Source organism: Mycobacterium sp. E796 (assembly GCF_001672815.1).
Classification (GTDB): Bacteria; Actinomycetota; Actinomycetes; order Mycobacteriales; family Mycobacteriaceae; genus Mycobacterium.
In genome coordinates this window covers 18,641-39,341 of record NZ_LZKK01000368.1, presented here as the reverse complement: position 1 = coordinate 39,341, position 20,701 = coordinate 18,641, and the positions used below count along the sequence as shown (strand labels likewise).

The window sequence follows — 20,701 nt, the reverse complement described above, 5'->3', positions numbered from 1 at the left end:
GAGCTAGCCCGGAAGATCGCACCCCAGTTGCCTCAGTAGGCAGGAGTGCCCGCCGCGCTCGCCTGCCGAACGGGTGCCTCGGCCGACGGCCCCGCCCAGGCGATGTACCCGTCGGGACGCACCAACACGGCCGGACCCTGGTCGGCCCGCTCGGCCTGCAGCATCCGGGGTGCCTCGACCGGCGCGGTACCGTGTTCGCGCACCAAGACAAATCCCCCGGTGCGTTGCAGCTCGGTCAACCGTCCCTCGACCAGGGGTATCTGGGTGGCGCGCGTGCCGACCAGCCCGCGCCGGCCGTAACGCAGCGTCGTGCCGGCAAAACTGCCCGCCACCAGGTCTCGCACCGCAGGGATCCGAAGCAGACTGGGCGCCAATAGGTTACGCAGCAACCGGGCCGGCCGCGGATGCAGCGTGGCGGCGCGGGCCATCAATCCGGACTGGAACAGCACGCGTTTGCCGATCGGGTGCCGCTCGTCGTGGTAGGAGTCCAGCAATCGGTCGTCGGCGCCACCGAGCACGGCATCCAACTTCCAGGCAAGATTGGCGGCGTCCTGGATGCCGGTGTTCATGCCCTGGCCGCCCATCGGGGAGTGCACGTGCGCGGCGTCACCGGCGAGGAATACTCGGCCGTGCCGGTACTGCTCGACTTGTCTTTCGTCGCAATGGAATCGGGACCTCCAGCTGATATCGATCACACCGAAATCGGTGCGCATGGCCCGGGTAAGGATGTCAACGATCTCGCCGTCGTCGACGGGTTCACGGTCGGGCACCTGGTGGTCGCGGTCCCACACCATGGCCCGATACCACGAGCCGTCCGCGTCGTGGCGGTCGTAGGGCGCCAGGAACCCCAGGACGTCCCCGGTGGCTCCCACGGTCAACCCGCCGTCGGAGGGTCCGTCGGCGAGCTTGACGTCGGCCAGCACGATCGACATCAGCACCGTCTTGCCGGGAAACTCGGCGCCCAGCAACGCTCGAACGCTGCTGTGGGCGCCGTCGGCGCCGACCACATACCGCGACCGCCAGGTCTGCTGATGCGCGGGATCGCCGTCGTCCTTGGGTCGGGCGGTGACGGTGACGCCATCGGCATCCTGGCCGAGCGCGATCACCTCGATGCCGCGGTGGATGTCGGCGCCCTCGCCGGCCGCATAGCGGTGCAGCGCCGCGTCGACGTTGGTCTGCGGGGTCACCAACACGAACGGGTACGGAGAGTCGAGGTGGGTCAGGTCGATGCGGGCCCCGGCGAACAGTTTCACGCCCGGTGCGCGGTGCCCGAGCGCCAACAGGTCGTCGGCCAGCCCCCGGGCGTCGAGGACCTCGAGGGTGCGGGCCATGGTGGCGAACGCGCGACTCGACGGGTTTTCGGTGGGCCAGCGTTCCAGCACCGCGACCGATCGCCCGGCGCGGGCCAGGTCGCCGGCGGCGGTCAGGCCCGTTGGGCCCGCGCCAACCACCAGGACGTCGACGGTGTGCACGGTGCTCATCGGGCCGCTCCCTCCGGCTCGGGGAACCAGCGGCGAATGTCGCCGGGCGTGGACACCGCCGCGCGGTTGAAGACGAAGCGACAGCCGGGCTGTGTCGCGTGCGCGGCGTTGACGATCGACTCGAACAGCAGGGTGTTGCCGGGGACGAGGCGAATCCCGGCTCCGACCAGCACCGCGTCGTAGCGCTTGGCCTCCAGCCATTGGCGGGCGTTGTCGGCGCCCGCCGTTCCGAAGTCGATCAGGCAGTTGTCCACGTCATAGCCGGCGGCGCGCAGGCCCGCGACGTTGTCGTCGTTGGCCGCCCGCAGCGACTCCCTGGACAGCCCCGGGAATTGGGCGAAATCCGGTGACGAGCAGTCGATCACCTCGGGATCGAGTCCGATCTGGATGACGGTCACGGTCATGGCGGGGCCTCCTCGATGATTTCAACAGTTGTTGAACTCGACGGTAGGCGCCCGGTGCTGGCCGTGTCAACAGTTGTTGAATATAATTTCGCCCATGCCTGCCAAGACTCGCGACGGGAAGGCCACCCGCGCGACGATCCAGCGCGTCGCGCGCGGCCAGTTCTCCGCCCACGGCTTCGAGCGGACCACCATCCGCTCGATCGCGTCGGAGGCCGGCGTCGATCCCGCCCTGGTCATGCATTACTTCGGCAGCAAGGCGGACCTGTTCGCCGCCGTTTCCCGGCTCGAAGTCACTTTTCCCGATCTCTCGGGCCTCGCGCCCGAGCAAATGGCGGACGTCCTGGTGCCGCTGTTCGTAAGGGTGTGGGACCCGCACGGGTCTTTCCTGCCGCTGCTGCGCGCTGCCGCGACCAACCGGGCCGCCGCCGACGCGCTGCTCGAGGTGTTCGTCGAGCAGGTGGCTCCGGCGCTGGCGGTCGTCACCCCCGACCGCGCCGCCGAGCGGGCCGCGCTGGTGGGCTCCCAGGTGCTGGGAATTGCGATGGCCCGCAACGTCGTTGGGGTGCCGGCGCTGGCGGATATGGACGACGCGACGCTTACCGAGTGGGTGCGCCCGGTGCTCGCGCGCTATCTCACGGGCCCGGCGCCCTAGCCGGGAACGCCGCCTAGAGTTGGTGACATGCCACTTTCAGGTGAATACGCACCCAGCCCGCTCGATTGGTCCCGCGAACAAGCCGACAAATACGCCGAATCCGGCGGGACCGAAGGCACCGAGCTCAAGGGCAAGCCCGTCATCCTGCTGACCACCGTGGGGGCCAAGACCGGCAAGATCCGCAAAACCCCGCTGATGCGCGTCGAGCACGACGGCGAGTACGCCGTCGTCGCCTCGCTCGGCGGGGCGCCGAAGCACCCCGTCTGGTACTACAACATCAAGAAGAACCCGCGCGTCGAGCTGCAGGACGGCGCCGTCACCCGCGATTACGACGCCCGCGAGGTGTTCGGCGACGAGAAGGCCACCTGGTGGGAGCGCGCCGTGCAGGCATGGCCGGACTACGCCGAGTACCAGAAGAAGACCGACCGCCAGATCCCGGTCTTCGTGCTCAGCCCGGTCGGCTGAAGGCGGCATGGGACCATTGATCGGTGTCCGCTGAACTGAGCCAAACGCCGAGCAGGTCGCCGCTTAGCGCGGCCGACATTGAAGCTGCCGCTCAGCGGATCGCCCCCGTGGTCACGCCCACCCCGCTGCAGCTGAGCGATCGGCTGTCGGCCATCACCGGCGCGCAGGTCTTCCTCAAGCGCGAAGACCTGCAGGTGGTGCGCTCCTACAAGCTGCGCGGCGCGTACAACCTGCTGGTGCAGCTCTCCCAGGAGGAGCTGGCCGCGGGCGTCGTGTGCTCCTCGGCGGGCAACCACGCGCAGGGCTTCGCCTACGCCTGCCGCGCGCTCGGCGTGCACGGCCGCGTCTACGTGCCGGCCAAGACGCCCAAACAAAAGCGCGACCGGATTCGCTACCACGGCGGGGACTTCATCGAGCTGATCGTGGGCGGGTCGACCTACGACCTCGCCGCCGAGGCGGCGCTCGACGACGTCCAACGCACCGGCGCCACGCTGGTGCCGCCGTACGACGACCTGCGCACCATGGCCGGGCAGGGCACCATCGCGCTGGAGCTGCTCGACCAACTCGAAGCGGAGCCCGACCTGGTCGTCGTCCCGGTGGGCGGCGGCGGCTGCATCTCCGGCATCACCACCTACCTGGCCGAACGGACGACGAACACCGCGGTGCTCGGCGTCGAGCCCGCCGGTGCTGCGGCCATGATGGCGGCGCTGGCCGCCGGCGAGCCGGTGACGCTCGACCACGTCGACCAGTTCGTCGACGGCGCCGCGGTGAAACGGGCCGGGACGCTGACCTACGCGGCGCTGGCCGCCGCCGGCGACATGGTGTCGATCACCACGGTCGACGAGGGGGCGGTGTGCACCGCGATGCTGGACCTGTATCAGAACGAGGGCATCATCGCCGAGCCGGCGGGTGCGCTGGCGGTCGCCGGGCTGCTGGAGGCGAACGTGGAGCCGGGGTCCACGGTGGTCTGCCTCATCTCGGGCGGCAACAACGACGTGTCGCGCTACGGCGAGGTGCTGGAGCGCTCGCTGGTGCACCTCGGTCTCAAGCACTACTTCCTGGTGGACTTCCCGCAGGAGCCGGGCGCCCTGCGCCGGTTCCTCGACGAGGTGCTCGGGCCCAACGACGACATCACCCTGTTCGAGTACGTGAAGCGCAACAACCGGGAAACCGGTGAGGCGCTGGTCGGGATCGAGCTGGGATCGGCCGCGGGCTTAGACGGGCTGATGGCACGGATGCGGGCGACGGAAATCCACGTCGAGGCCCTCGAACCCGGTTCGCCGGCCTACCGCTACCTCCTGTAGCCGGGACATGGGTCAACACGGTTTCGGGCCGGTCAGCGCCGGCACCGTGGTGTCGCTCGCACTGCTGGCCGCGGTCGCGATCTGGATCGCTCGGCACGAGCGCCTGGCGCGCCGGGTATGGGCGAGGGTGCGCGACGTCGCGGTGCCGCGCCGCGCGGTGGCGTGGGCGCGCGAGCGCGCCATGGGCTGGCCGCTGCTCCGGCGGTTGCCGCCCTACGAGGTCGCCGGTGCCGCGCTGCTCGCCGGGGCGGCAGTGGTCGCGGCGCTGGCGGCCGGCTTTACGGCCGTGCTCGAGGACGTGCTCGAGGGTGACGGCATTGCCGGGGTCGATCAACCGACGACCGGGTGGGTTGCCGCCCACCGTGACCTGTGGTTGACCAGGGCGATGCGGGTGATTACCGCGATGGGCGATCCCGTCCCGCTGGCGGCGCTCGCCGCCCTGTGCTGCGCCGTGGTGGTTTGGCGGTACAGATCGTGGCTACCCGCGGCGCTCGCGCTGGCCGGCGTCGGCGGGATCGGGCTGGTGATCGTCGTCGCCAAAGCCCTGGTCGTCCGGGACCGTCCGCACACCTCTTATGCCCTGCTCACCGAGGACGGATATTCCTTTCCCTCCGGGCACGCGGCCGGCACGGCCGCGATCGCCTCGATCTTCGCCTGGATGCTGACCCGCTGGCTGATCGCGTCATGGACGGGGCGGGTGATCGTGTGGGCGCTGGCTATCGGGCTGGCGGCCGTGGTCGGGTTCTCGCGTGTCTATCTAGGGGTGCACTACCTCAGCGACGTGGTCGCCGGCTGGCTGCTGGGCGCGGCCTGGGCCGGTGTCGTCATGCTGGTCGGATCGTGGTGGGACAACACCCGCCGGGCGCCCCGGGCTAAGGCGCTAGGTACGACGGCACCGGCGTAGCGGGGTCCAGGTCGTCGGCCGGCACCGCGGTTCCGGCCGTCAGGCGCAGCGGCACCACGCCGGCCCAATGCGGCAACGCGCTGTCCTCCGGATCGTCGACCGGGCCGCCGGCGCGCACCTTGGCCGAGACCTCCGCCAGGTCCAGCGCCAGCACCCCGGTCGCGGCGAGTTCGCGCGCGTTGGGATTGCGGCAGTCGTCCGCGCGGCCGGGCCGGATGTGGTCGAGCAGGCCGCGCAGCGCGCGCAGCTTCTCCGCGCCATCGTCGACCACCCGAGCCGCGCCCAGCACGACCACCGAGCGGAAGTTCACCGAATGATGCATGGCCGATCGGGCCAGCACCAGGCCGTCGACGAGCGTGACGGTGACGCAGATCCGCAGGCCATCGGGTGCCGCCTTGGCGGCCAGCAGCGGGCCGCCGCCGGTGGACCCGTGCAGGTAGAGGGTCTCGCCGAGGCGGGCGTGCGTCGTCGGCAACACCACCGGCCCGCCGGCGCCCTGGTAGCCGAGGTGGCAGATCAGGGCCTCGTCGAGGATCGCGTGGACGGTGGGCCGGTCGTAGCGCGCGCGTTCGCGGTAGCGGGTGGGCGTGGTTCGGGCGGTCGGGCGGTAAGCGGTGTCCACTGGATTGCCTTTAACTTCGTACTAGTACATAATTACACACGTGCCAGTACAATATACGGGGACGGGCGCCGAATCCATAGCCGCCAACGTCGAGGAAGCCATCTCCCACGGCGCGCTGGCGCCCGGGGACGCGCTCCCGCCGATCCGCGACCTGGCGGGCCGGCTCGGCGTGAACGCCAATACCGTGGCCGCGGCCTACCGCCTGTTGCGTGATCGCGGTGCCATCGAGACCGCGGGGCGGCGCGGCACCCGGGTGCGGCACCGCCCCGCGACGACGCCCCGTTCGCTGCTGGGGCTCGACGTGCCCGCCGGCGTGCGCGACTTGTCGAGCGGGAACCCCGACCCGGCGCTGCTGCCGATCGCCTCCGCGCGGGTCCCGCGCCCCCGGCCTCTGGTCTATGGCGAGCCGGCGATGTCGCCGGCGTTGGTCGATCACGCCCGCGCGGCGTTCGCCGCGGACGGCGTCCCGGCCGATCACCTGGCGGTGACGAGCGGCGCGCTGGACGGCATCGAGCGCGCGTTGACCGCGCACCTGCGTCCGGGTGACCGGGTGGCCGTGGAGGACCCGGGATGGGCCAACCTGTTGGATTTGCTTGCCGCCCTTGGTCTTTCGGCGGAGCCGGTGCGGGTCGACGACGACGGCCCGCTGGTCGCGGACCTGGCCCGGGCGCTCGGGCAGGGCGTGCGGGCGGTGGTCGTCACCACCCGCGCGCACAACCCGACCGGTGCGGCGCTGTCCGCGGACCGCGCGGACGCGCTGCGCGGGGTGCTGGCCGGCCGCGCCGACGAGGTGTTGCTCGTCGAGGACGACCACTGCGCGGGCATCGCCGGGGCGCCCCTGCACACGCTGGCCGGATCGACCGGCCACTGGGCGTTCGTGCGGTCGGCGTCCAAGGCCTACGGCCCCGACCTGCGCGTCGCGGTCCTGGCCGGGGATCGCCGCACCGTCGAGCGCGTGCACGGCCGCCTGCGTCTCGGCCCGGGCTGGGTGAGCCACCTGTTGCAGGATCTTGCCGTCGGCCTGTGGTCCGATGACGCGGCGGCGCGCCTCGTCGGCGAGGCCGAGAAGCAGTACGCCGCCAACCGGACGCGACTTCGCACCGCGCTGGCCGAGCGCGGCGTCGTCGCCCACGGGCGCTCCGGACTCAATGTGTGGGTCCCGGTGCCCGACGAGACGGTGGCGATCACCCGGCTGCTCGGCGCGGGTTGGGCCGCGGCGCCGGGGGCGCGGTTCCGGATTCGCACCCCACCCGGGATCCGGGTCACCGTCGCCGATTTGGGCGCGCGCGAGATCGAGCCGCTGGCCGACGCGATCGCCGAGGCGGTGCTGGCTACCGGCCGTCCGAGCGTGTAGGGATGCCGGCGGCGCGGGCGACCTCGCCGTAGGCGGCGGCGAGGCTCGGCAGCGACGCGTGGGCATTGCGCCCGCTCGGGTTGGGGAGGACCCACAGCTCGGTTCCGGGGTAAGGCGACACTTGGATTCCGGTCCTCGCCAGGCGGTCGCCGAAGGCGTCGCGGTAGGCGGTGACCCCCAGGACGGCGACCACCCGGGGAGAGTACTGCCGGACGGTTTTGTCCAGCCTGTTCCGGCCCTCGATGAACTCGGCGACCGTGAGCTCGTCCGCGCTCGCGGTCGCCCGCTCGACGAGGCTGGTGATGCCGATTCCGAGGTCCAACAAATACTTCCGGTCGGCGGGTGTAAACCCGGCCGAGGCGTCGATCAGATGATCGGTGACGCCCGCACGGAACAGCGCCGGCCAGAACCGATTGCCCCGGGGAGCGAAATGGGCTTGCACGGCAACGCTTCTCAGGCCCGGGTTGATCCCGACGAACAGCAGCCGGACCCGGTCGGATATCAAGTCCGGCAGGGTTTCCCCGGCGAACCGCTTCAGCTGCTCACGGGTGAATGGGGCCTTGTCGTCCGGGGCGTCATCCACATCGCAGTATTGCAGCCCCTGCGCCAACAGGTCACGTTGCAGTGCGCGCCGCCCGCTCAGACCGCGAGCAACCGCTCGAAGAATTCGCGGTAGTGCATCAGCGCCACCCGCAGGTCTTCGGTGGAAGCTTCCTCGCCGCGAGCCCACTGTTCTTCGAGCCTGGAGCGGGCATGCGCGAAGCCACTGGTGAGCTGGTCGACCAGATCCGAGACCAGCACGTCGGCCTTCTGCACGCAGTCCCTCGGATCATCGACGAACGCCGCCTGCACGGCCGCCCACCGCGCCCGCAGGTCCGCGAGTTCGTCATCGGCGAAGAGGTTTTCCTCCGCTGAGGACTCGCGCCGCGCCTCCGATGTGTCCGCGGCGGTTTCGCGGCCGCGTCCCGCCTCGGCGCCGGCATTCGGGGATCCGCCCGACATCCCCGACGGCGTGCCGATCGACGGTTGTGACGGTTGCGTCGAAGCCGTCGGCGGGTCGTCCGACACCGGCGACGCCGAGCCCTGGCTCGCCGACGGTGTTGGAACACTAGAGGGTTCGTCGAACGGCTGAGTTGTCTCGATCGGCTGCTCGTGCGTGGTCATGCGCTTCTCTCCCTTGATGTGTCGTTGTCTGCGGTCTCCCCGAGCAACTTCTCAAACAGCGCCCGGTAGTGGACGAAGGCCTCCCGCTGCTGCTCGGTGCTCACATCACCGCGCTGCTGCGCGAGGTGAATGCCATGCGCGGCGCGGTAGTCGTCGACGATTTGCGGGTGGTCGACCGAAATGTCGGCCGCCCGCTGATCGAAATCATCGATCGGGTAACCCCGTTCGCACATGACCTCGGTTACCAGACGATCGGCGACGCCGACTGCCGTCGCCGGATCGTCGACGAACGTGGTCTGCACCTGCTGCCAGCGGACGTTGAAATCCGATCGGGCCGCCGGCTTCAGGGGAACGATGTTGAGTTTCTCTCGCTTTCGTTCCCGGGCGATCAGCTCCTTCTCGGCGGCCTGTTTGTCTCCGGCCTGCGACACCAGGCGCTCGTATTCGGAGCCGTAGTGCTGCCTGAGTCGCTGCGATTTCCGACGTCTGTTCCCCACGATCGCCGCGACAACCACCACGGCGACCACGACGACGACACAGGCAGCGATCAAAATCCATTGCCAGATGGGCATTTCGCGCTCCTCTCGTACTCATGTCGAATAACCCGGGCGCCGCCGGGGCAAACGCGATTCCGCGGCGGAGTCTGCCCGTAGGTTTCGCTAGAAGTAGTGCCGGCGGCCGGCGACGGCGTGTCCGGTATGACCGACGATCGCCAGGATGGCGCCGATGACCAGCAGGATGACTCCGATGGTCCACAGGATGGAAATCTTGAGCAGGAATCCCGCGACGAGCAGGACGATGCCGAGAATGATCATGACGAAACCTCTCTCTATGAAGGCTGTTTCCCCCGACGCTGAGTCCAGTCGACCACCCCTAAGGGCGGTAGCAATACACCCCTAGGTAGGTAATGTTCGGGGCGTGCCCATCACGGTTGCGCTCGTTGACGACTACGACGTCGTCGTCAAGGGCGTGGCCAACATGCTCGACCCCTACCGCGACCGCGTCGTGATCGCGGAGCTCGACTCCACCATGCCCGTCGAGGACACCGTCGACATCGTCCTGTACGACTCGTTTGCCCAGCCGGAATCCGACCACGAGGAGATCGCCGTCCTGGTGGCCAATCCCCGGGCGCACCGAGTTGTGGTCTACACCTGGAACTTTCATCCAGATCTCGTCGAGAGCGCGCGGCGACAGGGCGCGCACGGGTACCTGTCCAAGACGCTGCCCGCGCGCGAGCTGGTCGCCGCGCTGGAGGCCGTGCATTCCGGCGAGGAGGTCATCAGCGATGTGGCCTTGCGCGCCCGCAGCGCACCCGGGCTGGACTGGCCCGGCCGCGGCGAGGGGCTCAGCGACCGGGAGGCGGAGATTCTGGCGCTGATCACCCAGGGAAAGAGCAATGCCGACGTCGCGCGGTTGACCTACCTGAGCCCCAACACCGTGAAGTCCTACATTCGGACGATCTACCGCAAGCTAGGCGTCGCCAGCCGCACCCAGGCGGTGCTGTGGGGCGTCGACCACGGGTTCACGCCGGATCACCACCGCATCGAGCATTGGCGCGGCGGGCCCTAGGCCAGGGTCGCCGTCAGATAGCCCGAGTTGCGGCCGAAGGGGCTCAGCTCGTCGTTGGGCAACTCGAACCCGTTGGCGGCGTAGCACTGCTCGGTGGTGCGGATGTCCACCCGCCAACCGTGCCCGGCGAGGTATTCCGCGGCGGTGTTGCGGTCGCCGGTGTAGAACAACTCGGCCAGGTTGATGTTGGAGCCGATGCGGCGCGACCGCTCGGTCAGCCGTTGCGCCCAGTCCGAGGGGACGTTGCGCATGTCCAGGTGTTCGGTCGCGATCCGGCTGCCGGGTGCGGAGAGCGCGGCGATGTTGTCGAACAGGCGGTCCTGGGCGTCGGGCGGCAGGTAGGGGAGTAGGCCTTCGGCGCTCCATGCCGTCGGCCGCGCGGTGTCCAGCCCGGCCGCCACCAGCGCCGACGGCCAGTCGTCGCGCAGGTCGATGGCGACGGTGCGGCGCTGCGCGGCCGGTTCGGCGCCCAGGCCGGCCAGGGTGCGCGTCTTGAAGTCGATGACCGCGGGTTGGTCGATCTCGTAGACCACCGTGTCGGCCGGCCAGTTCAGCCGGTAGGCCCGGGTGTCCAGGCCGGACGCCAGGATGACGGCCTGCCTGATGCCCGAGCCGGTCGCCTGGGTGAAGAAGTCGTCGAAGAAGCGGGTGCGCACGGCGATCTGCTCTTTCATGGTCCGGCGGCTCAGCACCGGATCGTCCTCCGCGGGCCCGATCTCGCCGTCGATCAGCTTGACGAACGTGTCGATGCCGACCGCCCGCACCAGCGGGTCCGCCCACGGGTCGTCGAGCAGCGGATCCGGGCCCTGGGCCGCCATGGCGCGCGATGCGGCGACGGCCGTCGCGGTCGCGCCGACGCTGGACGCCAGATCCCAGGTGTCGTTTTCGGTGCGGGTCATCCGCCAACCCCTTTCCACGCAGTCGTTACTTAGGCCATTTAAGGGATACTTCCCCACTGTACCCGCGCTGTGGACTGGGCCACGTTTCCGAGGGCAAGGCATGGGTACCGATACAGCGGTGAACACCTCGAACGACGACATCAGGATCAGATTCGCGACCGACGACGAATTGCCGGCGGTCTACGCCAATCAGGCTCAGGCGTACGGAGTTTCGGTCGACCCGGCCGACGTCGAGGCGTGGCGGCGCCGGGTCCGGTGTGACGACATCCTGGTGGCCGAGGACGTCTCCGATCCGCAGCGGCCACAGTTGGTCGGGACGTCGCTGTACTACAGGTTGCGGCTCACGGTGCCCGGCGGCGCCAGCCTCGAGGCCGCGTGGTTGGCCATGATCGCGGTGGCGGCGACGCACCAGGGCAGGGGAATCTGGCAGCAGATCAGCATCCAGGGCTTCGGCATACTGCAGGAGCGTGGCTATCCCATCCTCTGCGGGGTTCCCACCCAGCCAACGGTTTACGAGATACTGGGCGCCGGAGTGGCCAGCCACGCCCGGACCTACAACATCGAGCCACGCTTCACCGAGTTGCGGACCAAACCGGTCCAAAATCGGGCGCGGGTGGTCGACGCGACCGGGGTAGGGGAGCACCTGGCCGCGGTCTACGACCGGTGGTGCGCCACCACGCCCGGGGCGCTGAGCCGCGACGCCGCCTGGTGGGCCGACTTTTTGGAGGACCGGCCCACGCAGCGGGACAACGGATCGACCCTCAATTTCGTGGTTCATCCCGACGGCTTCTTGACGTACCGGGTGATCGGGGCCTCGCCGCATGCGTATCGCCGCCCTTTCGGCACCCTCGTCGTCCAAGACTTCTGCGCCGTGACGGACGAAGCGCACGACGAGCTGCTCGGGACCCTGGTTAGCCTGAAGATGTTCGACGACATCGTCATCGAGGTCCCGGTAGACGACCCGCTTCCGCTCAAGCTGAAGGACCAGCTCGCCGCTCAAACGACGCGGGTGAGCGACTTCCTGTGGATGCGAATCATGAACGTGCCCGACGCGTTGGGCGCCCGCACTTACTGGGCCGACGCCGACGTGGCCCTGGAGGTCACGGATCCCCTGGGGGTCGCGGGAGGGCGATTCAGGCTGCAGACCCGCGACGGCGTCGGGGCGTGCACGCCGCACGACGGGCCCGCCGACGTGAAACTCGCCCTGGGCGACCTGGCATCGATTTACATGGGCGCTCATCGCCCTTGGGAACTGCACCGGGCGAGCCGCATCGCCGAACTGCGCGACGGCGCGCTGGGCGATCTGGATGCCGCCTTCAACACCCGGCGGGTGCCCTACTGCGGCACGCTGTTTTGAGAAGGCCAGCAGACGCAAAAGCCCCCAAACACCGCCAGTTTGGGGGCTTTTATGTCTGCTCGCGCACGGACAGGATGGCGAACGAATGCGCGGGCAGCTTGGCGCTGTCGGCGTCGACCTTCGGCTCGCCCCAGGCGAGCACGAGTTCACCGGTCACCGGCACGGTCACCGGCTCGGCGCCCAGGTTGCAGGCGATGCGTAATCCGCCGCGGTGCAACGTGATCCAGCGCTCGGCTTCGTCGTATTCGACGACGAGGTGCCCCAGCCAGGGGTCGGCCATGTCGGTGTCGTCGCGCCGCAGCGCGATCAGGTCCCGATAGGTGCCGAGCAGGCGGGCGTGCTCGCCGGCGCCGACCTCGCCCCAGTCCAGCTTGGAGCGTTGAAACGTCTCGGGGTCCTGCGGGTCGGGGATCTCGTCGGCGTTCCAGCCGTGTTCGGCGAACTCGGCCTTGCGGCCCTCGGCCGTGGCCCGCGCCAGCTCCGGTTCGGGATGCGAGCTGAAGAATTGGAACGGTGTCGACGCTCCCCATTCCTCGCCCATGAAAAGCATTGCGGTGTAAGGCGATCCGAGGACCAGGGCGGCCTTGACCGCCAGCTGGCCGGGGCTCAGGTTCTGCGAGGGGCGATCGCCGAGCGCACGGTTGCCGACTTGATCATGCGTGCAGGTGTAGGTGACCAGCCGGGTGGCCGGGATGGTCGCGGTGTCCAGCGGTCGCCCGTGGCGGCGGCGCCGGAACGACGAGTAGGTGCCGGCGTGGAAGTAGCCGCGCCGCAACGTCTCCGCCAGCGTTGCCAGCGAGCCGAAATCGGCGTAGTAGCCCTGCCGCTCGCCGGACACGGCGGTGTGAATGGCGTGGTGGATGTCGTCGGCCCACTGCGCGGTCAGCCCGTAGCCGTTGTGATCGCGCGGCGTGATCAACCGCGGGTCGTTGAGATCGCTTTCGGCGACGAGCGACAACGGCCGGCCCAGTTGGCTTGACAGCGCGTCGGTTTCGGTGGCGAGTTCCTCGAGGATGTGGATGGCCGTCGTGTCCACCAGCGCGTGGACGGCGTCGAGCCGCAGGCCGTCGGCGTGGAAGTCGCGCATCCAGCGCAGCGCGCAGCCGATGATGTAGCGGCGCACCTCGTCGGAGTCGGCGTCGGCGATGTTGATGCCCTCGCCCCACGGGTTGCTCGCCGACGACAGGTAGGGGCCGAAGCGCGGCAGGTAGTTCCCCGACGGGCCGAGGTGGTTGAACACCGCGTCGATGAGCACCCCCAGCCCGCGCGCGTGGCAGGCGTCGACGAATCGGACCAGGCCGTCGGGGCCGCCGTAGGGTTCGTGCACGCTGTACCACAGCACGCCGTCGTACCCCCAGCCGTGGGTGCCGGCGAAGGAGTTGACCGGCATCAGCTCGACGAAGTCGACCCCGAGATCCACCAAGTGGTCCAGCTTTTCGATGGCCGAATCGAACGTGCCGCCGGCGGTGAACGTGCCGACGTGCAGTTCGTAGATCACCGCCCCCTCGACCGAGCGGCCCGGCCAGTCGCCGTCGGTCCAGGCGGCGTCGGCGGGGTCCCACAGCTGCGACCGGGCATGCACCCCGTCGGGCTGGCGAGGCGAGCGGGGGTCGGGCAGCACCGAGGGGTCGTCGTCGAGCAGGTATCCGTACCGCGCCCCCGGCGGCGCATCGACGTCCGCGTGCCACCAGCCGTCGTCGGACCGCGTCATCGGGTGGACGGCGCCGTTGACGTCGAGTCGCACTTGCGCGGGTTTGGGCGCCCAGACCCGGAATTCAGTCATGCCGGCGCTCCAACAGGACGACGGGCAGGTCCGAGAACAACTGGGCGGCCGAGGTCGCCCCGCTGGCCACGGCGCCGGACAGGGCGTCGGTCCAGGTGCCCTCGGGCAGCGGCACCACGGTGTTGCCCCAGCCCGTTTCCGCCAGCCGCACGGTCCAGCGGGTCACCGCGACCAGGACGTCGTCGCCGCGGCGAAACGCCACCACGTGGTCGGCGGCCTCGCCGTCGGCGAGCACCGGTCGGTAGCCGCCCCGCAGGAACGTCTCCGGGCGGGAGCGGCGCACCCGAAGCGCCGTGGCGACCACCCGAATCTTCGGATGCTGCAGGTCATTCAGGGCCGCACGGCGGACGCCATAGTCGACGGCGCGCCGGTTGTCGGGGTCGACCAGGCTGTCGTCCCACAACTCGGTGCCCTGGTAGACGTCCGGTGTCCCCGGCACGGTGAGCGCGAGCAGCTTCTGGCCGAGCGCGTCGCTGGCGGCGTGCGGATTGAGTTGGGCCACAAGCTCGGTCAACTGTCCGGCCACCGGGCCGTCGAGGATGGTGTCCAGCCAGCGGTGCACGGCTCCCTCGAACGCGGCGTCGGGGTCGTTCCACGAGGTATGCCAGGCCGCTTCCCTGATGGCCTTCTCGGCGTAGGCGTGCAGCCGGGCGCGCAGTTCCCCGGTGACCTGCCCGTTCACCGGCCACACCCCGAAGATGTTCTGCCACAGGAACTGTCCGGTCGCGGGATCGGGCGAGGGGGCGTGGATCTCCCAGCGGGCCAGGAACTCGGTCCACAGCGACGGCACCTGGGACAGCACGCCGATGCGGGCCCGCACGTCCTCGCCACGCTTGGTGTCATGGGTGGTCAGCGTCGTCATCGTGTGCGGCCACAACCGCGCGCGGTCGGCGGCGCTTTGGTGAAACTCCGCCAGGCCGACGCCGAAGCGGTGCGGTTCGCCGCCCACCTCGTTGAGCGAGACCAGTCGGGCGTCGCGGTAGAACAGGCAATCTTCGACGGCCTTGGCGGTCACCGCGCCGCAGAGCTGCTGCAGCCGGGTCGCGGGCTCGCCGCCCTCGGCCAGCGCCGCAGCCAGCACCTGCAGCGCGGGCCCCAATTGCGGTGACTGGGCTTGCGTTTCGGCCAACGCGGTGGGCAGCAGCGCGACCAGGCTGGGGTAGTCGCTGCGGTAGACGCCGATGTGGGTGAGCAGCGCGGCGATCGCGTCGGGCAGCAGCGGGTGATCGGTGCCCGCCGTCGCCGCGACCGCCCGTCGCAGCCGGGCCAGCTCGCTGCCCAGGGTCTGGGTGGCGGCGCGAACCTTGAGCTCGGCGAGCAGCGCGGGCATGGCGTCGTAATCCAAACCCGCCGAATCGACGAGCGCGGTGAGCGCCTCCTCACCGGCCGGGTCGACGAAGACGCCGCCCACCTGCCGGAGCACGTCGTAGCCGGTGGTGCCCGCGACGGGCAGCGTCGGCTCGAGGGCCTCGTCGACGGCGAGGATCTTCTCGATGACGATCCACGCGCCGGGCCCCAGCAGTTCTCGCAGGCGGGCCAAATACCCGCAGGGATCGGACAATCCGTCGGGGTGGTCGATCCGCACGCCGTCGACGAGTCCCTCGTCGAACCAGCGGGCGATTTCGGCGTGGCTGGCGTCGAACACCGCGCGGTCCTCCTGCCGCAGCCCGGCCAGCGAGGTGATCGAGAAGAAGCGCCGGTATCCGGTGACCCCGTTGCGCCAGCCCACCAAGCGGTAGTGCTGGCGGTCGTGAACTTGCGGGCCACTGCCCTCCGCGGTGCCCGGGGCGATGGGCAGCGCGAGGTCGCCGAGCCGCAGCCGGTCGCCGTCGACCTTCAGGTCGGCCGCGTCGTCGTCGGAACCCAGTACTGGCAGCACAATTCGGCCGTCCTCGTCGAGGTCCCAGTCGATGTCGAAGAACGCCGCATACCGCGAGCCCCGGCCGTGCCGCAGCACGTCCCACCACCACGCGTTCTGCTCGGGGTCGTCGATGCCGACGTGGTTGGGCACGATGTCGACGATCAGGCCCATGCCGCGCGACCGGGCCGCCGCGGACAGCCGCGCCAGGCCGTCGGCGCCGCCCAGCTCCGCTGCGACCGTGGTGGGATCGGTGACGTCGTAGCCGTGGTTCGACCCCCGGGCGGCCGTCAGCACCGGGGAAAGGTAGAGATGGGTCACGCCGAGGTCGTCGAGGTAATCAAGCAGGTTCTCGGCGTCGGCGAAGGTGAACCCGAACCCGCTGGACTCACCACGCAACTGCAGCCGGTAGGTGGACAGGACGGGAAAGGCCATGCGTCACAAGGTCTTACGAAGGATCAGCAGCGAACGTGAGGGCAGGGAGACCTTTTCCTCGGCGTTGACCACCTGGTCCGCCTCACCGGCGGGATGATTGGTGTCCAGCTCCACGGTCCACTCCTGGGCGTAGTCGGCGGGCGGCATCACGAACTCGATCGGGTCTTCACCGGCGTTGAAGCACAACAGGAACGAGTCGTCCACCACCCGCTCGCCGCGGGCGTTCGGCGCGGTGATGGCTTCGCCGTTGAGGAACACCGCCACGCACTTGTGAATGCTCTCGCCCCAGTCCTCGTGCGTCATCTCGCGGCTGCTCGGATTCAGCCAGGCGATGTCGCGCGCCTCGTCGCCGCTTCGGATCGGTTCGCCCTCGAAGAACCGGCGCCGGCGAAACACCGGATGGTTCTTGCGCAGGGTGGTCACCTTGCGCGCGAAGGCCAGCAGGTCGGCGTTCTTTTCGACCAATGACCAATCCATCCAGGACAATTCGGAGTCCTGGCAGTAGACGTTGTTGTTGCCGTCCTGGGTGCGCCCGATCTCGTCGCCGTGCGCGATCATCGGCGTGCCCTGGCTGACCAGCAGGGTCGCCCAGAAGTTGCGCATCTGGCGGCCGCGCAGTTCCAGGATGTCGGGGTCGTCGGTGGGGCCCTCGACGCCGCAGTTCCACGACCGGTTGTGGCTTTCGCCGTCGCGGTTCTCCTCGCCGTTGGCCATGTTGTGCTTCTCGTTGTAGGAGACCAGGTCGCCCAGTGTGAACCCGTCGTGGGCGGTGACGAAGTTGATGCTGGCGCTGGGGCGCCGGCCGGTCGCCTCATAGAGGTCCGACGACCCGGTCAGCCGGGAGGCGAACTCGCCCAGGGTCGCGGGCTCCCCCCGCCAGTAGTCGCGCACAGTATCGCGATACTTCCCGTTCCACTCGGTCCACAAACCCGGGAAGTTTCCGACCTGGTAGCCGCCCTCGCCGATGTCCCACGGCTCGGCGATCAATTTCACCTGGCTGATGACCGGATCCTGCTGCACCAGGTCGAAAAACGCGCTCAATCGGTCGACGTCGTGCAACTCGCGGGCCAGCGTGGCGGCCAGGTCGAAGCGGAACCCGTCGACGTGCATCTCGAGCACCCAGTAGCGCAGCGAGTCCATGATCAGCTGCAGCACGTGCGGGTGGCGGGGGTTCAGGCTGTTGCCGGTGCCGGTGTAGTCCTTGTACAACCGCAGGTCCGTGTCGACGAGCCGGTAGTAGGCCGCGTTGTCGATGCCGCGGAAGTTGACCGTCGGGCCGAGGTGATTGCCCTCGGCGGTGTGGTTGTACACCACGTCGAGGATGACCTCGATGCCGGCCTCGTGGAAGCTGCGCACCATCGACTTGAACTCGGCGACGCTGGCGGTGCGGTTGGCTGCGTACTGGTTGTGCGGGGCGAAAAAGCCAAAGGTGTTGTAGCCCCAGTAGTTTCGCAGCCCCAGGTCCAGAAGTCGCGAGTCGTGCATGAACTGGTGGACGGGCATCAGCTCGATGGCGGTGACGTTGAGCGACTTGAGGTGGTCGATGACCACCGGGTGGGCCAGCCCGGCGTAGGTGCCGCGAAGCTGCTCCGGGATGCCGGGATGGGTCTGCGTCATGCCCTTGACGTGGGCCTCGTAGATGACGGTCTCGTGGTACGGGGTGAGCGGGGCCCGGTCGGAGCCCCAGTCGAAGAACGGGTTACTCACCACGCTGGTCATGGTGTGGCCGAGCGAATCCACCATGGGCGGAGTACCGGGATCGAGCCCGTCGGCGTTCGGGCCGTCCGGGTCGACGGCTTTGAGGTCGTAGGAGAACAGCGCCTGCCCGAATTGGAAATCGCCGTGAAAGGCCTTGCCGTACGGGTCCAACAGCAGCTTGCTGGGGTCACACCGGTGCCCGGCCGCCGGGTCGAAGGGCCCGTGCACCCGAAAGCCATAGCGCTGGCCCGGGACGATGTTCGGCAGATAGGCGTGCCAGACGAACCCGTCGACCTCATCCAGCGGGATGCGCGACTCGCTGCCGTCGCCGTCGATCAGGCACAACTCGACCTTGTCGGCGATCTCGGAGAACAGCGAAAAGTTGGTCCCCGCCCCGTCGTAGGAGGCGCCGAGCGGGTAAGGGTTTCCCGGCCAAACGGTGGCCAGTCTTGGTTGGGCCGTGCCGGCATCGTGTGCGGCGGCGGCTTTGCCCGAGCCTGGTTTGTTCGTAGGCATCATCCGACCTTATCCGCGCCGGGGCGCGGCGGCCTGTCACCACCAACCGGTGCCGGCCCCGATCTGGCGGCCCAGCTCGTTGGTCATCGTCCGGACGTAGGTGGGTGACAGGTGGTGCGCGCCGTGGTAGATCAGCACGTTTCCTTCCACGGGGCGGCAGACGTCGGCGCGGCAGATCGCGTCCGACATGTCGAGGACCTTCAGCAACGGGAATTGTGTGACGAAGTCGAGCGTCTGGTTGCGATCGGCCAGCACGTCGGAGCGCTTGACCGCGCACGAATCGGGGCTGCCGCCCTTCTTGGCCAGGCAGTCCGCGGGGTCGAACGGCTTGCCGTTCTTGACCAGCCACGGGGTGTCCCGCATGCCGAGGATGGGAATGTTGTTGTCCGACAACGTTTGCCAGATGCCGATGTAGGTCGCCGGCATCACGTCGCCGGCCTTGATGTTCCACGGGCGGGTCGTCGTGGTGAATACGTAGTCGGGACGGTCGGTGACCAGCTTGGTCATCGTCCGCTGGACCCACTCCCGGCACTGCATGTACGGGGCGTTGTTGCCCATGATCAGTGGCACTTCCTCGGTGGACAATGGGCAGCCCATCTTGAGGTAGGTGACCACCTTGAAGTGGTGCTGCTGGCCCAGCAGGTCCAGCGCGGGCAGCCAGTGCTCCGCGTGTGACCCGCCGGCCAGGGCGATGCTGCGGGTGGCCTCGACGTCGCCGTAGGTGCAGTTGACCAGCGCGGGGTTGACGAAGTCACTGATGCAGCCATCCCGGGTCGAGATCGGCAGGTCGTCCTTGACCTCGAGGACGCTGGGTCGCATCGGCAGCGCCGGGACCCGCGCGTGCTCGGTGAGGGCGCGCGCGCCCGGGTAGTCCTGCGGGTTGAGGACGCTGAGCTCCTTGCCCGCGGCGCGCAACACCGTGACGTGCTGACGCCAGGTGAACGACGTCGCGGTGAGCGTGACGGCGAGCAGCACCACCATCGATCCCAGCGCCATCGTCGGCCTGCGCAGGCGCAGCGACCAGGGAACCGAGGGGATCCTCGGCGCGGGCGCCGGGGACGCGGCGGATGTCCGGTAACGCAGCGGGTCCTCGACGAGCCGGGTGGTCAGGTAGGCGAGCGCCCCGGAGACCAGCAGGACCGCCGCGCCGTCGACGAAGCCGGCGTGCCGGCGGCCGCTGTAGGACAGCCAGAAGATGAGCAGCGGCCAGTGCCACAGGTACAGCGAGTAGGCCATCGCGCCCAGCGCCACCAGCGGCCGCGCCGCCAGCATCCGGTTGGGCAGCGGCAATCGGTTATCGGTGCCGGCCGGTAGGTTGGCCCCGGCCAGGATCATCAGCATGGTGGCCCCGACCGGGACCAGCGCCCAGGGGCCGGGGAATTCCTTGACGCCGTCGATGAGGGCGCCGCACGACACGATCGCCGCCAGCGCGGTGCCGGCGAGGGCGGTGCGCAACCACATCGGCCAGCGGACGTAGGGCACGACGGCGCCGACGAGCGCGCCCAGCAGCAACTCCCAGGCCCGCGCGAAGCTGTTGTAGTAGGCGAGCGCCTGGTTTTCCTGATGTGCGACGGTGGCGTAGACGAACGAGGCCAGCGTCAGCGTGCCGAGCAGCACCAGGAACACCGTCCGCAGTCGCGGGCCGAGCGGGCGGCGCAGCAGGAATGCGCAGCCGGCGATCAGCAGGAGGAAGGCGACGTAGAACTGGCCCTGCACCGACATCGACCAGATGTGCTGCAGGGGAGTGACGGCCTCACCCGCGCGCAGGTAGTCCGCCGCCGAGCTGGCCAGCTCCCAGTTCTGGTAGTAGCCCAGGCTGGCCAGGCTCTGGTCGGCGAACGTCTCCCAGCGGGTTTCGGGCTGCACCAGGACGGTCAGCAGCCCGCAGCCGGCCAGAACCACCACCAGGGCGGGCAGCAGGCGGCGGATCAACCGGGTCACCTCTGCCACCGGCGACAGCGGGAGGTCGGGGGTGAGGGCGGCGCGCAGGATCTTTCCGCCGAAGAAGAACCCGGACAGCGCTAGGAACACGTCCACGCCGCCGGAGACCCGCCCGAACCAGACGTGGAACACGGCGACGAGCGCGATCGCGATGCCGCGCAGCCCGTCGAGGTCGTAGCGATAGAACCCGGCCGCGCGCGCCGGCACCGGTGCGGCGGCAACCGGTGGACGGGGCGGCGACAGGGTCTGCATGGTCAACCGCCAACTTAACCGAAAACCGCCACCCGCTCCTGGC

The 20,701-nt window shown here is 69.4% G+C and carries 19 protein-coding genes; 7 read left to right on the top strand and 12 right to left on the bottom strand.

All coding sequences use genetic code 11. The annotated features are described in order from the left end of the window. Positions 1-32: 32 nt before the first annotated feature. Together A5706_RS30510 and A5706_RS30505 are read right to left on the bottom strand one after the other, a co-directional pair. On the bottom strand, positions 33-1,481 hold the full coding sequence (locus A5706_RS30510; protein WP_068139918.1) for an FAD-dependent oxidoreductase: 1,449 nt from the start codon (positions 1,479-1,481) through the stop codon (positions 33-35). Further along, the gene (locus A5706_RS30505) at positions 1,478-1,885 is read right to left on the bottom strand and encodes a hypothetical protein (RefSeq protein WP_068139913.1); all 408 of its coding nucleotides are present in this window, start codon (positions 1,883-1,885) and stop codon (positions 1,478-1,480) included. The genes A5706_RS30510 and A5706_RS30505 overlap by 4 nt, the downstream gene beginning before the upstream one ends. A gap of 94 nt (positions 1,886-1,979) precedes the next feature. Here A5706_RS30505 and A5706_RS30500 point away from each other — a divergent pair, with 94 nt between their 5' ends. From A5706_RS30500 to A5706_RS30485, 4 genes are read left to right on the top strand one after another with little or no spacing between them, the layout of a single operon-like run. Beyond that, complete coding sequence (locus A5706_RS30500; RefSeq protein ID WP_068139908.1) at positions 1,980-2,537, top strand: TetR family transcriptional regulator; 558 nt, start codon at positions 1,980-1,982, stop codon at positions 2,535-2,537. A 27-nt stretch (positions 2,538-2,564) separates the two neighbouring features. Continuing rightward, positions 2,565-3,002: a nitroreductase family deazaflavin-dependent oxidoreductase gene (locus A5706_RS30495; protein ID WP_068139905.1), complete on the top strand. Its 438-nt coding sequence runs from the start codon at positions 2,565-2,567 to the stop codon at positions 3,000-3,002. A gap of 23 nt (positions 3,003-3,025) precedes the next feature. Continuing rightward, the gene (gene ilvA, locus A5706_RS30490; protein WP_068139902.1) at positions 3,026-4,306 is read left to right on the top strand and encodes a threonine ammonia-lyase; all 1,281 of its coding nucleotides are present in this window, start codon (positions 3,026-3,028) and stop codon (positions 4,304-4,306) included. Positions 4,307-4,313: 7 nt separating this feature from the next. Next, a complete protein-coding gene (locus A5706_RS30485; protein ID WP_068139899.1) occupies positions 4,314-5,210 on the top strand; it encodes a phosphatase PAP2 family protein in 897 nt (298 codons plus the stop codon). Here the strand turns inward: A5706_RS30485 and A5706_RS30480 are convergent. Next, positions 5,179-5,832 (bottom strand): pyridoxamine 5'-phosphate oxidase family protein, encoded by a 654-nt coding sequence (locus tag A5706_RS30480; RefSeq protein WP_068139894.1) that lies wholly within the window; start codon positions 5,830-5,832, stop codon positions 5,179-5,181. The genes A5706_RS30485 and A5706_RS30480 overlap by 32 nt on opposite strands. Positions 5,833-5,872: 40 nt before the next feature. On the opposite strand from A5706_RS30480, the gene A5706_RS30475 reads away from it, so the two are divergent. Then, positions 5,873-7,186, top strand: a complete 1,314-nt coding sequence (locus A5706_RS30475; protein WP_068139891.1) for an aminotransferase class I/II-fold pyridoxal phosphate-dependent enzyme — start codon at positions 5,873-5,875, stop codon at positions 7,184-7,186. On the opposite strand, the gene A5706_RS30470 is transcribed toward A5706_RS30475, so the two are convergent. The 4 genes from A5706_RS30470 to A5706_RS33910 all read right to left on the bottom strand — a co-directional run bounded on the left by A5706_RS30470 (position 7,164) and on the right by A5706_RS33910 (position 9,165). Next, positions 7,164-7,769: a mismatch-specific DNA-glycosylase gene (locus A5706_RS30470; RefSeq protein ID WP_197518035.1), complete on the bottom strand. Its 606-nt coding sequence runs from the start codon at positions 7,767-7,769 to the stop codon at positions 7,164-7,166. The two genes, A5706_RS30475 and A5706_RS30470, sit on opposite strands and share 23 nt — an antisense overlap. A gap of 56 nt (positions 7,770-7,825) precedes the next feature. Further along, entirely contained in the window at positions 7,826-8,350 is a 525-nt protein-coding gene (locus A5706_RS30465; RefSeq protein ID WP_068139889.1) for a hypothetical protein, read from the bottom strand. Continuing rightward, positions 8,347-8,922, bottom strand: coding sequence for a hypothetical protein (locus A5706_RS30460; RefSeq protein WP_068139887.1), 576 nt, complete (start codon positions 8,920-8,922; stop codon positions 8,347-8,349). The genes A5706_RS30465 and A5706_RS30460 overlap by 4 nt, the downstream gene beginning before the upstream one ends. Positions 8,923-9,009: 87 nt before the next feature. Then, entirely contained in the window at positions 9,010-9,165 is a 156-nt protein-coding gene (locus A5706_RS33910; RefSeq protein ID WP_197518034.1) for a DUF6131 family protein, read from the bottom strand. Positions 9,166-9,268: 103 nt separating this feature from the next. Between A5706_RS33910 and A5706_RS30455 the strand changes: the two genes are divergently transcribed. After that, positions 9,269-9,919, top strand: a complete 651-nt coding sequence (locus tag A5706_RS30455) for a response regulator transcription factor (protein WP_068104914.1) — start codon at positions 9,269-9,271, stop codon at positions 9,917-9,919. Here the strand turns inward: A5706_RS30455 and A5706_RS30450 are convergent. After that, positions 9,916-10,818 carry a class I SAM-dependent methyltransferase gene (locus A5706_RS30450; RefSeq protein ID WP_068139884.1) on the bottom strand — a complete coding sequence of 301 codons (903 nt, stop codon included), beginning with the start codon at positions 10,816-10,818 and terminating at the stop codon, positions 9,916-9,918. The two genes, A5706_RS30455 and A5706_RS30450, sit on opposite strands and share 4 nt — an antisense overlap. Positions 10,819-10,918: 100 nt before the next feature. Between A5706_RS30450 and A5706_RS30445 the strand changes: the two genes are divergently transcribed. Then, positions 10,919-12,175 carry a GNAT family N-acetyltransferase gene (locus tag A5706_RS30445; RefSeq protein ID WP_369831981.1) on the top strand — a complete coding sequence of 419 codons (1,257 nt, stop codon included), beginning with the start codon at positions 10,919-10,921 and terminating at the stop codon, positions 12,173-12,175. A gap of 49 nt (positions 12,176-12,224) precedes the next feature. On the opposite strand, the gene treZ is transcribed toward A5706_RS30445, so the two are convergent. From treZ to A5706_RS30425, 4 genes are read right to left on the bottom strand one after another with little or no spacing between them, the layout of a single operon-like run. Then, the gene (gene treZ / locus A5706_RS30440; RefSeq protein WP_068139877.1) at positions 12,225-13,958 is read right to left on the bottom strand and encodes a malto-oligosyltrehalose trehalohydrolase; all 1,734 of its coding nucleotides are present in this window, start codon (positions 13,956-13,958) and stop codon (positions 12,225-12,227) included. Further along, the gene (treY, locus tag A5706_RS30435; RefSeq protein WP_068139874.1) at positions 13,951-16,251 is read right to left on the bottom strand and encodes a malto-oligosyltrehalose synthase; all 2,301 of its coding nucleotides are present in this window, start codon (positions 16,249-16,251) and stop codon (positions 13,951-13,953) included. The genes treZ and treY overlap by 8 nt, the downstream gene beginning before the upstream one ends. Before the next feature lie 3 nt (positions 16,252-16,254). Beyond that, complete coding sequence (gene glgX / locus A5706_RS30430; protein WP_068139951.1) at positions 16,255-18,465, bottom strand: glycogen debranching protein GlgX; 2,211 nt, start codon at positions 18,463-18,465, stop codon at positions 16,255-16,257. Between the two features lie 36 nt (positions 18,466-18,501). Further along, the gene (locus A5706_RS30425; protein WP_068139871.1) at positions 18,502-20,658 is read right to left on the bottom strand and encodes an acyltransferase family protein; all 2,157 of its coding nucleotides are present in this window, start codon (positions 20,656-20,658) and stop codon (positions 18,502-18,504) included. Positions 20,659-20,701 lie beyond the last annotated feature (43 nt).

What these genes read in the sequence shown, in the direction of transcription:
- glgX (WP_068139951.1), bottom strand. Translation starts at nt 18,465, where the DNA reads ATGCCTACGAACAAACCAGGCTCGGGCAAAGCCGCCGCCGCACACGAT.
- A5706_RS33910 (WP_197518034.1), bottom strand. Translation starts at nt 9,165, where the DNA reads ATGATCATTCTCGGCATCGTCCTGCTCGTCGCGGGATTCCTGCTCAAG.
- A5706_RS30445 (WP_369831981.1), top strand. Translation starts at nt 10,919, where the DNA reads ATGGGTACCGATACAGCGGTGAACACCTCGAACGACGACATCAGGATC.
- A5706_RS30500 (WP_068139908.1), top strand. Translation starts at nt 1,980, where the DNA reads ATGCCTGCCAAGACTCGCGACGGGAAGGCCACCCGCGCGACGATCCAG.
- treZ (WP_068139877.1), bottom strand. Translation starts at nt 13,958, where the DNA reads ATGACTGAATTCCGGGTCTGGGCGCCCAAACCCGCGCAAGTGCGACTC.
- A5706_RS30510 (WP_068139918.1), bottom strand. Translation starts at nt 1,481, where the DNA reads ATGAGCACCGTGCACACCGTCGACGTCCTGGTGGTTGGCGCGGGCCCA.
- A5706_RS30465 (WP_068139889.1), bottom strand. Translation starts at nt 8,350, where the DNA reads ATGACCACGCACGAGCAGCCGATCGAGACAACTCAGCCGTTCGACGAA.
- A5706_RS30505 (WP_068139913.1), bottom strand. Translation starts at nt 1,885, where the DNA reads ATGACCGTGACCGTCATCCAGATCGGACTCGATCCCGAGGTGATCGAC.
- treY (WP_068139874.1), bottom strand. Translation starts at nt 16,251, where the DNA reads ATGGCCTTTCCCGTCCTGTCCACCTACCGGCTGCAGTTGCGTGGTGAG.
- A5706_RS30495 (WP_068139905.1), top strand. Translation starts at nt 2,565, where the DNA reads ATGCCACTTTCAGGTGAATACGCACCCAGCCCGCTCGATTGGTCCCGC.
- A5706_RS30460 (WP_068139887.1), bottom strand. Translation starts at nt 8,922, where the DNA reads ATGCCCATCTGGCAATGGATTTTGATCGCTGCCTGTGTCGTCGTCGTG.
- A5706_RS30485 (WP_068139899.1), top strand. Translation starts at nt 4,314, where the DNA reads ATGGGTCAACACGGTTTCGGGCCGGTCAGCGCCGGCACCGTGGTGTCG.
- A5706_RS30425 (WP_068139871.1), bottom strand. Translation starts at nt 20,658, where the DNA reads ATGCAGACCCTGTCGCCGCCCCGTCCACCGGTTGCCGCCGCACCGGTG.
- A5706_RS30450 (WP_068139884.1), bottom strand. Translation starts at nt 10,818, where the DNA reads ATGACCCGCACCGAAAACGACACCTGGGATCTGGCGTCCAGCGTCGGC.